Origin of the sequence: Citrobacter sp. wls827 (assembly GCF_005280875.1) — a bacterium.
Classification (GTDB): domain Bacteria; phylum Pseudomonadota; class Gammaproteobacteria; order Enterobacterales; family Enterobacteriaceae; genus Citrobacter; species Citrobacter youngae.
Genome location: NZ_SZWR01000016.1, coordinates 37,378 through 50,541 on the forward strand (window position 1 = coordinate 37,378; position 13,164 = coordinate 50,541).

Here is a 13,164-nt window from a genome sequence, read left to right on the forward strand (position 1 = left end):
AAACATCCTGGTTTGGCGCCAGTAGCGGGACGGCGGTTTCATCACGACGGCGAATGGTGATAAAACTGTCCATAAAGTTCTGCCAGCTTTTTTGCAGATTGACGCGCCATTCGCTAATGGAACTGGAAAGCTCGCTGCTGTCAGAATCCATCGGTGAATCATCGGTATCGTTATCAGCCAGACGCAGGTTATCAATTTGGTTAGCGAGCTGGTTTACCTTGAGGATAATGCCATCATAGTCGACCTGAGTTACCGCAGAGAGGCTGGCGATATCGTCGGTAATCGCGCGACGAGCGGCAATTAAACTGGGGTCATTCATGTCAGCCAGGCTGGCGTCGGCGCTTTTCAGCAACGCTGCGGCGGTGGTAACGTCCTGATCGCTCCATAATTTACGCCCCGCCAGTTTCACCAGAAAATCGGCCTGCGCCAGTAGCCATGTTTTGGCATCGCTTCCGGAGATAGTGGCGATTTTTTGCTGAACCTCATCAAGCTGTTTGGCCAGCGCAGTCTGCTGGCGATTGGCTTCATCCAGCTGTGTTGCCTGCTGCTTAATAATGCCTTCCAGCTCGGTCTTTTGGGTTTCTTGCGCTTTTTGCAGCGCCATGAGCTGGTTTGCCAGCGCATCACTAGTTGCTGTCTGCGTAGTGGCCTGCTGTTTTCCCCAGCCATACAGCCCCACACCTGCCGCCAGCGCAATAGCAATCGCCACCGCGCTCAGAATCAGCGCCGTGCTGTTCTTACTCTTTTTTTCAGTATTGACTGGCTGTGATGTGGTTTCCACGGCCTCCCTGGTCTCTTCAACCACGGCGGAGGTTTTTTCTTGTTCCGTCATTATGGCATCCCATTATGAGAGTTATTGTAATGCGCGTAGCAGCGCATCGTTGTCAGCGTTATCAGCGACCTTAATATCTTGCCAGCCCAGTTCCCGGGCGAGGTGCGCCAGACGCTCACTGACGACCAGCAGCCGACAGCGTAGTAACCAGTGCTCACGATACCATTGCGGAATGAGCGACCAGAGCTGTTGTAGCATCTCTCCGCTGGTGACAACCAGCGTGGTCACGCCGCGAGATTGCCAGCGCATCGCTTCCTCTGCGCCATCGTAATGTTTTGCACTGCGTTGATAACATTCACAAAAATCGACATCAGCTCCGCGTGCTGTCAGGGTTTCACCTATTAGCTCGCGGCCACCGTTGCCGCGTAATATCAGTGCGCGTTTTCCCGCAATATTTTGTAATTCAGGTAATTGTAGCAAGACTTCGCTGATTTCCCGATCCAGAGGGTAGTGAATATTGCATCCGCTCACGGTGTGTAACGCCAGCGCCGTTGTACGGCCGATGGCAAAATAGTGCGGGAGAGTGGACCAACTTACCCCTTGCCGCTGAAGCTCGGCATCGGCAAAGGTGACGGCGTGCTGCGAGAGTGCGAAGACCAGATCGTTTTCGGTGAGCGCCGAAAGACGGGGGGCAAGCGTTGGCAGTTCCCGGCCCGGCGCGAACTCAATAAGCGGAAAGCTCCAGGCCACCTGCCCCAGTGTGCGCAGACGGCTCACTAACTCTTCCCCAGCGGGAGACGGGCGGGTGACCAGAATACTCATGCGGGGGCATCTCCGTTATAAACTTCAGCCAGAATGGCGCGCGCACCGTTCTCCAGCAGTTCTTCTGCCAGAGATATACCCATTTTTTCCGCATCCTGCGCGGCGCCGCGACGTTCTCCGCATACCATCTGCGAACCGTCAGGCGCGCCAACCAGCGCTCGTAGCCAAATCTCACCGTTGATGAGTTCGGCATAACTGCCGATTGGCACCTGACATCCCCCTTCCAGGCGGGTGTTCATGGCACGTTCGGCTTTGACGCGTAGCGCAGTTTCTTCATGGTTGAGCGGCGCTAACAGCGCCTGAGTGCGCATGTCATCCAGTCGACATTCTATGCCAACTGCGCCTTGTCCGACCGCAGGCAGGGAGACTTCTGGCGGCAGAGCAGTACGGATTCGCGACTCCAGTCCTAAGCGTTTTAATCCGGCGACCGCCAGAATAATCGCGTCGTAGTCGCCGTTATCCAGTTTGCTCAGGCGAGTGCCTACGTTGCCGCGCAGCGAACGGATGATGAGGTCCGGACGACGCTTCGCCAACTGGCACTGGCGACGTAAGCTGGACGTTCCAACGATGCTACCTGCCGGGAGTTCATCCAGCGTGTTGTACTTATTGGAGACAAAAGCATCACGCGGATCTTCACGCTCGCAAATGGTGACCAGTCCAAGACCGTCAGGGAATTCAACCGGCACATCCTTCATGGAGTGCACGGCGATATCGGCGCGTTTTTCCAGTAGTGCGACTTCCAGCTCTTTAACAAACAAACCTTTACCCCCGACTTTTGCCAGTGGGGTATCCAGAATCACGTCGCCACGGGTCACCATGGGAACCAGTTCCACGATCAGACCGGGGTGGTTTGCCATTAAGGCGTCTTTGACATAATGTGCCTGCCAGAGCGCAAGGGGGCTTTGGCGTGTGGCAATTCTCAAAACATTGTCTAACATGCTTGTTACCGTCATTATCAATCATTGACCATCCTAACATCCTTATCAAAGGGATGTCAGCGTTACGCTCAAACGTAAGTGAGAGGAAAAGGCGCTGCATCATCACTGGCAGTGATTAATGACGAGAAACCTCCCGACCGTATGAAGGAATTTACACGTAACGAACGGTGCTACACTTGTAAGTAGCGCATCTTTCTTTACGGTCAATGAGCAAGGTGTTAAATTGATCACGTTTTAGACCATTTTTTCATCTGTAACTAATAAAAGTGCAGGTGAAAAAGGTAACGGTTATTTTTGACATACGGTTTATCCGGATTGATAACGAGGGTGGTGAGCGTTTGCGCCGCCGCTATCGACACCATGACGGATGCAACATCAGGCGATACGTCTTGTACCTCTATATTGAGACTCTGAAACAGAGACTGGATGCCATAAATCAACTGCGTGTGGATCGCGCGCTTGCTGCCATGGGACCTGCCTTCCAGCAGGTATACAGTCTGCTGCCGACATTATTGCACTACCACCACCCACTGATGCCGGGTTACCTCGATGGTAACGTTCCCAAAGGCATATGCTTTTACACGCCTGATGAAACCCAACGCCACTACCTGAATGAGCTGGAACTGTACCGCGGTATGTCACCGCAGGATCCCCCAAAGGGCGAACTGCCGATCACCGGCGTTTACTCGATGGGTAGTACCTCTTCGGTAGGGCAGAGCTGTTCGTCTGACCTTGATATCTGGGTCTGCCATCAATCCTGGCTGGATAGCGAAGAGCGCCAGTTGCTGCAGCGTAAATGTAGCCTGCTGGAAAGTTGGGCCGCGTCGCTGGGCGTGGAAGTCAGTTTCTTCCTGATTGACGAAAACCGTTTCCGTCACAATGAAAGCGGCAGTCTGGGTGGTGAAGACTGTGGCTCGACGCAGCATATTCTGCTGCTTGATGAATTCTATCGCACCGCTGTGCGCCTCGCGGGTAAACGTATTCTGTGGAATATGGTGCCGGGCGACGAAGAAGAGCATTACGACGATTACGTCATGACGCTCTACGCACAAGGGGTGCTAACGCCAAACGAATGGTTGGATCTCGGCGGGCTCAGTTCGCTCTCTGCCGAAGAGTATTTTGGCGCCAGCCTCTGGCAGCTGTACAAGAGTATCGACTCCCCGTACAAAGCGGTGCTGAAAACGCTGCTGCTGGAAGCCTATTCCTGGGAATACCCCAATCCACGCCTGTTGGCGAAAGACATTAAACAGCGCCTGCACGACGGCGAGATTGTCTCTTTTGGTCTCGACCCATACTGCATGATGCTGGAGCGCGTGACCGAATACCTCACGGCGATCGAAGACCCGACGCGTCTGGATTTAGTGCGTCGATGTTTCTACTTAAAAGTCTGTGAGAAACTGAGCCGTGAACGCGCCTGCGTGGGCTGGCGTCGTGAAGTATTAAGTCAGTTAGTGACAGAGTGGGGTTGGGATGAAGCCCGTCTGACCATGCTGGATAATCGCGCTAACTGGAAAATTGACCAGGTACGCGAAGCGCACAACGAACTGCTCGACGCAATGATGCAGAGCTATCGTAATTTGATCCGTTTTGCGCGCCGTAACAATCTTAGCGTCAGCGCCAGTCCGCAGGATATTGGCGTGCTGACCCGTAAGCTGTATGCCGCATTTGAAGCCTTGCCCGGCAAAGTGACGCTGGTGAACCCGCAGATCTCACCGGATCTCTCAGAACCCAATCTGACCTTTATCCACGTGCCGCCAGGTCGCGCTAACCGTTCGGGTTGGTATCTCTACAACCGCGCGCCTAACATGGATTCGATCATCAGCCATCAGCCGCTGGAATATAACCGCTACCTCAATAAGCTGGTAGCGTGGGCGTGGTTTAACGGTCTGCTGACATCGCGTACGCATTTGTTTATTAAGGGTAACGGTATTGTCGACTTGCCGAAGCTGCAGGAGATGGTCGCTGATGTGTCGCACCACTTCCCGCTGCGTCTGCCGGCACCGACGCCAAAAGCGCTATACAGCCCGTGCGAAATTCGCCATCTGGCGATTATCGTTAACCTCGAATATGACCCGACGGCGGCGTTTCGCAATCAGGTGGTGCATTTTGATTTCCGTAAGCTGGATGTCTTCAGCTTTGGCGAAGAGCAAAATTGTCTGGTGGGTAGCGTAGACCTGCTGTATCGCAACTCGTGGAATGAAGTGCGAACCCTGCACTTCAACGGCGAGCAGGCGATGATTGAAGCGTTAAAAACGATTCTGGGCAAAATGCATCAGGATGCCGCGCCGCCGGATAGCGTCGAGGTCTTCTGCTATAGCCAGCATCTGCGCGGTTTAATTCGTACTCGCGTACAGCAACTGGTGTCTGAGTGCATCGAATTACGCCTGTCCAGTACGCGCCAGGAAACCGGACGCTTTAAAGCACTGCGTGTTTCCGGCCAGACATGGGGCCTGTTCTTCGAACGCCTGAACGTCTCGGTGCAGAAGCTGGAAAACGCGATTGAATTCTATGGCGCGATTTCACATAACAAACTGCACGGGCTTTCCGTTCAGGTTGAAACCAACCATGTGAAACTCCCGTCGGTGGTGGACGGATTTGCCAGTGAAGGGATCATTCAGTTCTTTTTCGAAGAAACGGGTGATGAGCAGGGCTTTAACATCTACATTCTGGACGAGAGTAACCGGGTCGAGGTGTATCACCACTGCGAAGGTAGCAAAGAGGAACTGGTACGCGACGTCAGCCGTTTCTATTCATCGTCGCACGATCGCTTCACTTACGGCTCCAGTTTTATCAACTTTAACCTGCCGCAGTTTTATCAGATTGTGAAAACTGACGGGCGCGCGCAGGTGATCCCGTTCCGCACCCAGCCGATTAGTCCAGTCCCGCAAACCAGTCAGGATAACGACACGCCGCTGTTGCAGCAGTATTTTTCGTGAACATGATGCCGGATGCCGGTGTAAACACCTTATCCGGCAATCACACTTAGCGGAAGCTCACCTCTTCACCTGCCTGCTGCGTTGCCGCCTGTTCCAGCAGATCCCAGAACGTTTCGCCGCTGCGATCGCAGATCCACTCGTCGCCTTTCAGATCAAAGTGGTAGCCGCCCTGTTTGGTCGCCAGCCACACCTGGTGCAGCGGCTCCTGACGGTTAATGATAATTTTACTGCCGTTTTCGAAGCTGATGGTCAGCACGCCGCCGTTGATTTCACAATCGATATCGCTGTCGCCGTCCCAGTCGTCCAGGCGTTCTTCAATGGTCATCCACAGGGTGTCGGCAAGGCGATGAAATTCACTGTCGTTCATTTTTTTATCCTGTTTTTCGTGATGGTCGCAGTATAACGCGGAATAAATCACGTTGCAGTTTTTAGCCAAACTCTTGCTTTTACGCCTTCTCCTGCGATGATAGAAAACAGAAAGCATGAACTTACAGGCAATCCATAATGAAAAACGTGTTTCAGGCACTCGCTGTACTTTTTACACTGTTCAGCCTGACGGGCTGTGGTCTGAAGGGACCTCTCTATTTCCCGCCAGCAGACAAAAACGCGCCGCCTCCGACGAAGAGCATTCAGTCACCAGCACAATCTACGACGCCAGATAAAAACGATCGTGGAATCAGTGATGGACCTTCTCAGGTGAATTACTGACGGTAAGTTTCTGTACCCGCGTGAACGGAGTAAACAATGCAATTCTCTAAAATGCATGGCCTTGGCAACGATTTTATGGTCGTCGACGCGGTAACGCAGAATGTCTTTTTCTCACCCGAGCTGATCCGCCGCCTGGCCGACAGACATCTCGGCGTTGGATTTGATCAACTGCTGGTGGTTGAGCCTCCGTACGATCCGGAGCTGGATTTCCACTACCGTATTTTTAATGCCGACGGCAGTGAAGTGTCACAGTGTGGCAATGGCGCCCGCTGTTTTGCCCGCTTTGTTCGCCTGAAAGGGCTGACCAATAAGCGCGATATTCGCGTCAGTACCGCGAATGGCCGGATGGTATTAAGCGTAACGGATGATGAGCTGGTGCGGGTCAACATGGGTGAACCCAACTTTGAACCCTCGCAGGTCCCTTTTCGTGCCAATAAAGCAGAGAAGACCTATATTATGCGAGTGGCCGAGCAGACAGTATTGTGCGGCGTGGTTTCAATGGGGAATCCGCACTGCGTGATTCAGGTTGATGATGTTGATACGGCCACGGTAGAAACACTGGGACCGGTTCTGGAAAGCCACGAGCGCTTCCCTGAACGCGCCAATATCGGCTTCATGCAAGTGGTCAAGCGTGAGCATATTCGACTGCGTGTTTATGAACGCGGAGCGGGTGAAACGCAGGCCTGCGGCAGCGGGGCGTGCGCCGCTGTTGCGGTTGGTATTCAGCAGGGCCTGCTGGCAGATGAAGTGAGGGTGGAATTACCGGGCGGTCGACTTGATATCGCCTGGAAAGGTCCGGGTCATCCGTTATATATGACTGGCCCGGCGGCACATGTCTACGACGGATTTATTCACTTATGAAGCAACCAGGGGAAGAACTACAGGAAACGCTCATGGAACTGGACGACCGGGCGGTCGTCGATTATCTGCAACGTAATCCTGAGTTTTTTATCCGTAATGCTCAAGCGGTTGAAGCGATGCGCGTCCCGCACCCGGTGCGGGGCACGGTCTCTTTAGTTGAATGGCATATGGCTCGGGCACGCAATCATATCAACGTGCTGGAAGAGAACATAGCGCTGTTGATGGAACAAGCGAATGCCAACGAAAGCCTGTTCTATCGACTGTTAAATCTGCAAGGACGACTGGTGTCCGCGAACAGTCTCGACGACATGCTGATGCGATTTCATCGCTGGGCGCGTGAGTTAGGGCTGGCGGGAGCGACGATTCGTTTGTTCCCGGATCGCTGGCGACTTGGCGCGCCCTCAAAATTCACCCATCTGGCATTAAGCCGTCAGGCTTTTGAACCGTTGCGTATCCAGCGTTTGGGTCAGTCGCAGCACTATCTTGGGCCGCTTAATGGTCCGGAATTGCTGGTCATGATGCCGGAGGCGAAAGCCATAGGCTCAGTCGCGATGTCGATGCTCGGGCAAGATGGATCCCTGGGTGTGATGCTGTTTAGCAGTCGTGATGTTAATCATTACCAGCAGGGGCAAGGCACGCAATTGCTGCAGGAAATCTCGCTGATGTTGCCGGAGCTGCTGGAGCGCTGGATTGAACGCGTATGACCGATTCACCCCTTTCTCAGGATGTGGCGCGCTTTTTGCGCTATCTGGGCGTTGAGCGCCAGCTTAGCCCGATCACATTGCTTAATTATCAGCGTCAGCTTGATGCCATCATCGCGTTAGCCGGTGAAACCGGTCTGCAAAGCTGGCAGCAGTGTGATGCGCTCATGGTTCGTAGTTTTGCCGTGCGCAGCCGCCGTAAAGGGCTGGGACCGGCGAGTCTGGCTTTGCGCCTGTCTGCACTGCGCAGTTTCTTCGACTGGATGGTCAGTCAGGGCGAGCTGAACGCCAATCCGGCAAAAAGCGTTTCCGCACCCAAAGCGCCGCGCCATTTACCCAAAAATATCGACGTCGACGACGTTAATCGCCTGCTGGATATCGATCTCAACGATCCCCTCGCCGTGCGCGACCGTGCGATGCTGGAAGTGATGTACGGTGCCGGGCTGCGTTTATCTGAACTGGTTGGGCTGGATATTAAACATCTCGATCTCGACACCGGCGAAGTGTGGGTGATGGGCAAGGGCAGTAAAGAGCGCCGCCTGCCGATTGGCCGCAATGCGGTGGCGTGGATTGAGCACTGGCTGGATCTGCGCGGACTCTTTGGCTGCGATGACGATGCGTTATTTCTGTCAAAACTGGGCAAACGCATCTCTGCGCGGAACGTGCAGAAACGCTTTGCTGAATGGGGTATCAAGCAGGGGCTGAACAGCCACGTACATCCCCACAAATTACGCCACTCCTTTGCGACGCATATGCTGGAGTCGAGCGGCGATCTGCGCGGAGTGCAGGAGTTATTGGGTCATGCCAATCTCTCCACAACCCAAATCTATACCCATCTTGATTTTCAACACCTGGCTTCAGTGTACGATGCGGCGCATCCGCGCGCCAAACGGGGGAAATAATGCGTTTTTACCGGCCTTTGGGGCGCATTTCTGCGCTCACCTTTGACCTTGATGACACTCTTTACGATAACCGTCCCGTTATCACACGCACCGAGCAGGAAGCGCTCGCGTTTGTACAGAATTACCATCCGGCGCTGAGTTCGTTGCAAAATAGCGACCTCCAGCGCTTACGTCAGGCCGTTCGCGACGCCGAGCCGGAAATCTACCACGATGTTACCCAATGGCGTCACCGTGCCGTAGAGCGCGCTATGCTGGAAGCGGGTTTGTCAGCGGCAGAAGCCAGAATGGGGGCGAATGCGGCGATGATGAATTTTGCCAAATGGCGTAGCCGCATTGAAGTCCCGCAGACGACGCATGACACGCTGAAAGCGCTGGCCCGCAAATGGCCGCTGGTGGCGATTACCAACGGTAACGCGCAGCCGGAACTGTTTGGCCTGGGTGATTACTTTGAGTTTGTGCTGCGCGCCGGTCCCGACGGACGATCAAAACCATTCAGCGACATGTACGCGCTGGCGGCGGAAAAACTGAACATGCCCGTGGGTGAGATTCTGCACGTGGGCGATGACCTGACGACAGACGTCGCGGGTGCCATCCGTTGTGGTATGCAGGCCTGCTGGATCAAACCGGAAAATGCCGACCTGATGCACACCGCAGACAGTCGTTTGCTTCCGCATATCGAAATTTCACAGTTGGCATCTCTGACCTCGCTGATATAATCACCAACAACTCTGTATAAATTCCCAGGGGTCCGGCTGGGCCCTGTTGATTCCGGCGGTGCCAATGGACGTTTCTTACCTGCTCGATAGCCTCAATGACGAACAGCGCCAGGCTGTGGCCGCGCCACGCAGCAACATGTTGGTTCTGGCAGGCGCGGGGAGTGGTAAAACGCGCGTGCTTGTGCACCGTATCGCCTGGTTACTGACGGTAGAGAACAACTCGCCGTACTCGATTATGGCGGTAACCTTTACCAACAAAGCGGCGGCGGAAATGCGCCACCGTATCGGCCAGATCATGGGAACCAGCCAGGGCGGTATGTGGGTGGGTACGTTCCACGGTCTGGCGCACCGTCTGCTGCGCGCGCACCATATGGATGCCAACCTGCCGCAGGATTTCCAGATCCTCGACAGCGAAGACCAATTGCGTCTGCTTAAGCGCCTGATCAAAGCGATGAACCTGGATGAGAAGCAGTGGCCGCCGCGTCAGGCGATGTGGTTTATCAATAGTCAGAAAGACGAAGGGCTGCGCCCGCATCATCTGCAGAGCTATGGCAACCCGGTTGAGCAAACCTGGCAGAAAGTGTATCAGGCTTACCAGGAAGCGTGTGACCGCGCCGGGTTGGTGGATTTCGCCGAGCTGCTGCTGCGCGCCCATGAACTGTGGCTCAACAAGCCGCATATCCTGCAGCACTATCGCGAACGCTTTACTAATATCCTGGTGGACGAATTCCAGGATACCAACAACATTCAATACGCCTGGATCCGCCTGCTGGCGGGCGATACCGGTAAAGTGATGATCGTGGGTGATGACGACCAGTCGATCTACGGTTGGCGCGGGGCGCAGGTGGAAAACATCCAGCGCTTCCTCACCGATTTCCCGGGCGCAGAAACCATTCGCCTCGAGCAGAATTACCGCTCGACCAACAATATCCTCAGCGCAGCTAACGCCCTGATTGAGAACAACAACGGGCGTCTGGGTAAAAAGCTGTGGACCGACGGCGTCGATGGTGAACCGATCTCGCTGTACTGCGCGTTCAACGAGCTCGATGAAGCGCGCTTTGTCGTTAACCGCATCAAGACCTGGCAGGACAACGGTGGTGCGCTGGAGCAATGCGCTATTCTTTATCGCAGCAACGCCCAGTCGCGCGTGCTGGAAGAGGCATTGTTACAGGCCAGCATGCCGTATCGGATTTATGGCGGGATGCGCTTCTTCGAACGCCAGGAAATCAAAGATGCACTCTCCTACCTGCGCCTGATCGCTAACCGCAACGATGATGCTGCGTTTGAACGCGTGGTGAATACACCGACGCGCGGGATTGGCGATCGTACTTTAGATGTGGTGCGCCAGACCTCACGTGACCGCCAGCTAACGCTGTGGCAGGCCTGTCGTGAACTGTTGCAGGAAAAAGCCCTCGCGGGGCGCGCCGCCAGCGCCTTACAGCGTTTTATGGAGCTGATTGACGCACTGGCCCAGGAGACCGCCGATATGCCGCTGCACGTGCAGACTGACCGGGTGATTAAAGACTCCGGGCTGCGCATGATGTACGAGCAGGAAAAAGGCGAGAAGGGCCAGACGCGTATCGAAAACTTAGACGAACTGGTGACGGCAACGCGCCAGTTCAGCTACAACGAAGAAGATGAAGACTTAATGCCGCTGCAGGCATTCCTGTCTCACGCCGCGCTGGAAGCGGGCGAAGGGCAGGCGGATACCTGGCAGGACGCGGTACAGCTGATGACCCTGCACTCGGCGAAAGGTCTGGAGTTCCCGCAGGTGTTTATCGTGGGGATGGAAGAAGGCATGTTCCCCAGCCAGATGTCGCTGGACGAAGGCGGACGTCTCGAAGAGGAACGCCGCCTGGCCTACGTCGGCGTAACCCGCGCGATGCAAAAGCTGACGCTGACCTACGCCGAAACGCGTCGTCTGTACGGCAAAGAGGTTTACCATCGCCCGTCGCGCTTTATTGGTGAACTGCCGGAAACGTGTGTTGAAGAGGTACGTCTGCGCGCCACGGTCAGCCGTCCGGTGAGCCATCAGCGAATGGGCACGCCAATGGCGGAAAACGATACCGGCTATAAGCTTGGCCAGCGGGTGCGCCATGCCAAGTTTGGCGAGGGCACCATTGTCAATCTGGAAGGCAGCGGCGAGCACAGTCGTTTGCAGGTTGCGTTCCAGGGGCAGGGGATCAAATGGCTGGTGGCGGCCTATGCCCGACTGGAAACGGTATAACTTTCAGAAAAATATCATTATTTTGTAACGATCTGCTAGCCTTACTGATGAGCAGGTAATTTATCCAGGCTAGCGTTTCGTTGCGTGTTGACGTCAAAATTTTGCTGGCGTAACATGCGCGCACGATTACGCTAAGAGGACATTCGCCTTGGACACACCCAGTAGATACTGGCTCATTATCCTGTCATCCAGGATCAACTCCTAAGGCTATCCCTTTTTGCTGATAGCCTTCGCGGTTGTCAGCGACCTTCTGTTTTTTCCCGTCGCGCTGAGTCAGGCTGTTTAATGGTCTGAAACCCAATTTGTTTCTGTGTGCCCTCCGAACTGTCCGATAATTTTTTGCATTGGGAGTCCCGGTCATGCTGAGCGCATTTCAACTGGAAAACAATCGTTTAACTCGCCTTGAGGCAGACGAGATCGAGCACCTGGCCAGTTCGGTTTGGGTCGATTTAGTCGAGCCGGATGACGAAGAACGAAACCGTGTGCAAAAGGACTTGGGCCAGAATCTGGCTACGCGCCCTGAACTGGAAGACATCGAAGCATCCGCGCGTTTTTTTGAAGACGAAGACGGTCTGCACATTCACTCCTTCTTCTTTTATGAAGACGCCGACGATCACGCGGGTAACTCAACCGTCGCATTTACTATTCGCGAAGGCCGTCTGTTTACCCTGCGCGAGCGCGAATTGCCGGCCTTTCGCCTGTACCGCATGCGTGCGCGTAACCAGGCGATGGTGGATGGCAATGCCTACGAGCTGTTGCTCGACCTGTTCGAAACCAAAATTGAACAGCTGGCGGATGAGATCGAAAACATCTACAGCGACCTGGAAAAACTCAGCCGTGTGATCATGGAAGGGCGTCAGGGCGATGAATATGATGAAGCGCTTTCTACGCTGGCGGAACTGGAAGATATCGGCTGGAAGGTACGTCTGTGTCTGATGGATACCCAGCGCGCACTGAATTTCCTGGTGCGTAAAGCGCGGTTGCCGGGCAGTCAGCTGGAGCAGGCGCGTGAGATCCTGCGCGATATCGAATCTCTGCTGCCGCACAATGAATCGCTGTTCCAGAAGGTTAACTTCTTGATGCAGGCGGCGATGGGTTTTATCAACATTGAGCAGAACCGCATCATCAAGATCTTCTCGGTGGTCTCCGTGGTGTTCCTGCCGCCGACGCTGGTGGCTTCAAGCTACGGGATGAACTTTGAATTCATGCCGGAACTGCACTGGAGCTTCGGTTATCCTGGGGCGATTGTCTTTATGATGCTCGCCGGTCTGGCGCCGTATCTGTACTTTAAGCGCAAGAACTGGCTGTAATAGCGGTGACTTATCCGGCCTACGGCGACGTGCTTTTGTAGGCCGGATAAGCGAAGCGCCATCCGGCAATGCCCTAGCTCCGACGTACCCGTCGTTGCGTATAAATCGCATCCATCACGAAAATCGCCAGCGCGACCCAGATAAACGCAAATGTGACCATTTTATCCGTTCCTGGGACTTCACCGTAGAAGGTGACGGCCAGCAGGAACATCAGCGTAGGTCCGATATACTGGAAGAAACCCAGCGTCGACAGACGCAGGCGGGTCGCCGC

13 protein-coding genes and 1 pseudogene are annotated in these 13,164 nt (G+C 54.6%); 9 read left to right on the top strand and 5 right to left on the bottom strand.

Features of this window, described 5'->3' with window-relative positions; translation table 11 throughout:
- From hemX to hemC, 3 genes are all read right to left on the bottom strand, one after another.
- Positions 1 to 832 (bottom strand): uroporphyrinogen-III C-methyltransferase (gene hemX, locus FDX03_RS10240; RefSeq protein WP_249357031.1); only part of this gene is annotated, 832 nt, incomplete at its 3' end.
- Between the two features lie 21 nt (positions 833 to 853).
- Positions 854 to 1,594 carry a uroporphyrinogen-III synthase gene (gene hemD, locus FDX03_RS10245; protein WP_048214074.1) on the bottom strand — a complete coding sequence of 247 codons (741 nt, stop codon included), beginning with the start codon at positions 1,592 to 1,594 and terminating at the stop codon, positions 854 to 856.
- Complete coding sequence (gene hemC / locus FDX03_RS10250) at positions 1,591 to 2,532, bottom strand: hydroxymethylbilane synthase (protein ID WP_137345892.1); 942 nt, start codon at positions 2,530 to 2,532, stop codon at positions 1,591 to 1,593. Before hemC ends, hemD begins: the two co-directional genes overlap by 4 nt.
- Before the next feature lie 389 nt (positions 2,533 to 2,921).
- Between hemC and cyaA the strand changes: the two genes are divergently transcribed.
- Positions 2,922 to 5,468: a class I adenylate cyclase gene (cyaA, locus tag FDX03_RS10255; protein WP_048214075.1), complete on the top strand. Its 2,547-nt coding sequence runs from the start codon at positions 2,922 to 2,924 to the stop codon at positions 5,466 to 5,468.
- Positions 5,469 to 5,514: 46 nt separating this feature from the next.
- Here cyaA and cyaY read toward each other — a convergent pair whose 3' ends face one another.
- Positions 5,515 to 5,835, bottom strand: a complete 321-nt coding sequence (gene cyaY / locus FDX03_RS10260) for an iron donor protein CyaY (protein ID WP_003828967.1) — start codon at positions 5,833 to 5,835, stop codon at positions 5,515 to 5,517.
- Between the two features lie 137 nt (positions 5,836 to 5,972).
- Between cyaY and FDX03_RS10265 the strand changes: the two genes are divergently transcribed.
- From FDX03_RS10265 to corA, 8 genes are all read left to right on the top strand, one after another.
- Positions 5,973 to 6,176: a lipoprotein gene (locus FDX03_RS10265; RefSeq protein ID WP_005133315.1), complete on the top strand. Its 204-nt coding sequence runs from the start codon at positions 5,973 to 5,975 to the stop codon at positions 6,174 to 6,176.
- 36 nt (positions 6,177 to 6,212) lie between these two features.
- Entirely contained in the window at positions 6,213 to 7,037 is an 825-nt protein-coding gene (gene dapF / locus FDX03_RS10270) for a diaminopimelate epimerase (RefSeq protein WP_005133314.1), read from the top strand.
- Positions 7,034 to 7,741, top strand: coding sequence for a DUF484 domain-containing protein (locus FDX03_RS10275; protein ID WP_137345893.1), 708 nt, complete (start codon positions 7,034 to 7,036; stop codon positions 7,739 to 7,741). Before dapF ends, FDX03_RS10275 begins: the two co-directional genes overlap by 4 nt.
- A complete protein-coding gene (xerC, locus tag FDX03_RS10280) occupies positions 7,738 to 8,640 on the top strand; it encodes a tyrosine recombinase XerC (protein WP_061066918.1) in 903 nt (300 codons plus the stop codon). The genes FDX03_RS10275 and xerC overlap by 4 nt, the downstream gene beginning before the upstream one ends.
- Positions 8,640 to 9,356 carry a 5-amino-6-(5-phospho-D-ribitylamino)uracil phosphatase YigB gene (yigB, locus tag FDX03_RS10285; RefSeq protein WP_048214079.1) on the top strand — a complete coding sequence of 239 codons (717 nt, stop codon included), beginning with the start codon at positions 8,640 to 8,642 and terminating at the stop codon, positions 9,354 to 9,356. The genes xerC and yigB overlap by 1 nt, the downstream gene beginning before the upstream one ends.
- A 64-nt stretch (positions 9,357 to 9,420) precedes the next feature.
- Complete coding sequence (gene uvrD, locus FDX03_RS10290; RefSeq protein ID WP_115601240.1) at positions 9,421 to 11,583, top strand: DNA helicase II; 2,163 nt, start codon at positions 9,421 to 9,423, stop codon at positions 11,581 to 11,583.
- Positions 11,584 to 11,731: 148 nt separating this feature from the next.
- Complete coding sequence (gene ysgD / locus FDX03_RS22815; RefSeq protein ID WP_212723238.1) at positions 11,732 to 11,788, top strand: YsgD/CorL family protein; 57 nt, start codon at positions 11,732 to 11,734, stop codon at positions 11,786 to 11,788.
- A 154-nt stretch (positions 11,789 to 11,942) separates the two neighbouring features.
- Positions 11,943 to 12,893, top strand: coding sequence for a magnesium/cobalt transporter CorA (gene corA, locus FDX03_RS10295; RefSeq protein WP_003017920.1), 951 nt, complete (start codon positions 11,943 to 11,945; stop codon positions 12,891 to 12,893).
- 73 nt (positions 12,894 to 12,966) lie between these two features.
- Here corA and FDX03_RS23245 read toward each other — a convergent pair.
- Positions 12,967 to 13,164: pseudogene (locus FDX03_RS23245) on the bottom strand (EamA family transporter); the annotation flags it as partial.

What these genes read in the sequence shown, in the direction of transcription:
- FDX03_RS10275 (WP_137345893.1), top strand. Translation starts at nt 7,034, where the DNA reads ATGAAGCAACCAGGGGAAGAACTACAGGAAACGCTCATGGAACTGGAC.
- FDX03_RS10265 (WP_005133315.1), top strand. Translation starts at nt 5,973, where the DNA reads ATGAAAAACGTGTTTCAGGCACTCGCTGTACTTTTTACACTGTTCAGC.
- hemD (WP_048214074.1), bottom strand. Translation starts at nt 1,594, where the DNA reads ATGAGTATTCTGGTCACCCGCCCGTCTCCCGCTGGGGAAGAGTTAGTG.
- yigB (WP_048214079.1), top strand. Translation starts at nt 8,640, where the DNA reads ATGCGTTTTTACCGGCCTTTGGGGCGCATTTCTGCGCTCACCTTTGAC.
- cyaY (WP_003828967.1), bottom strand. Translation starts at nt 5,835, where the DNA reads ATGAACGACAGTGAATTTCATCGCCTTGCCGACACCCTGTGGATGACC.
- uvrD (WP_115601240.1), top strand. Translation starts at nt 9,421, where the DNA reads ATGGACGTTTCTTACCTGCTCGATAGCCTCAATGACGAACAGCGCCAG.
- dapF (WP_005133314.1), top strand. Translation starts at nt 6,213, where the DNA reads ATGCAATTCTCTAAAATGCATGGCCTTGGCAACGATTTTATGGTCGTC.
- hemC (WP_137345892.1), bottom strand. Translation starts at nt 2,532, where the DNA reads ATGTTAGACAATGTTTTGAGAATTGCCACACGCCAAAGCCCCCTTGCG.
- corA (WP_003017920.1), top strand. Translation starts at nt 11,943, where the DNA reads ATGCTGAGCGCATTTCAACTGGAAAACAATCGTTTAACTCGCCTTGAG.
- xerC (WP_061066918.1), top strand. Translation starts at nt 7,738, where the DNA reads ATGACCGATTCACCCCTTTCTCAGGATGTGGCGCGCTTTTTGCGCTAT.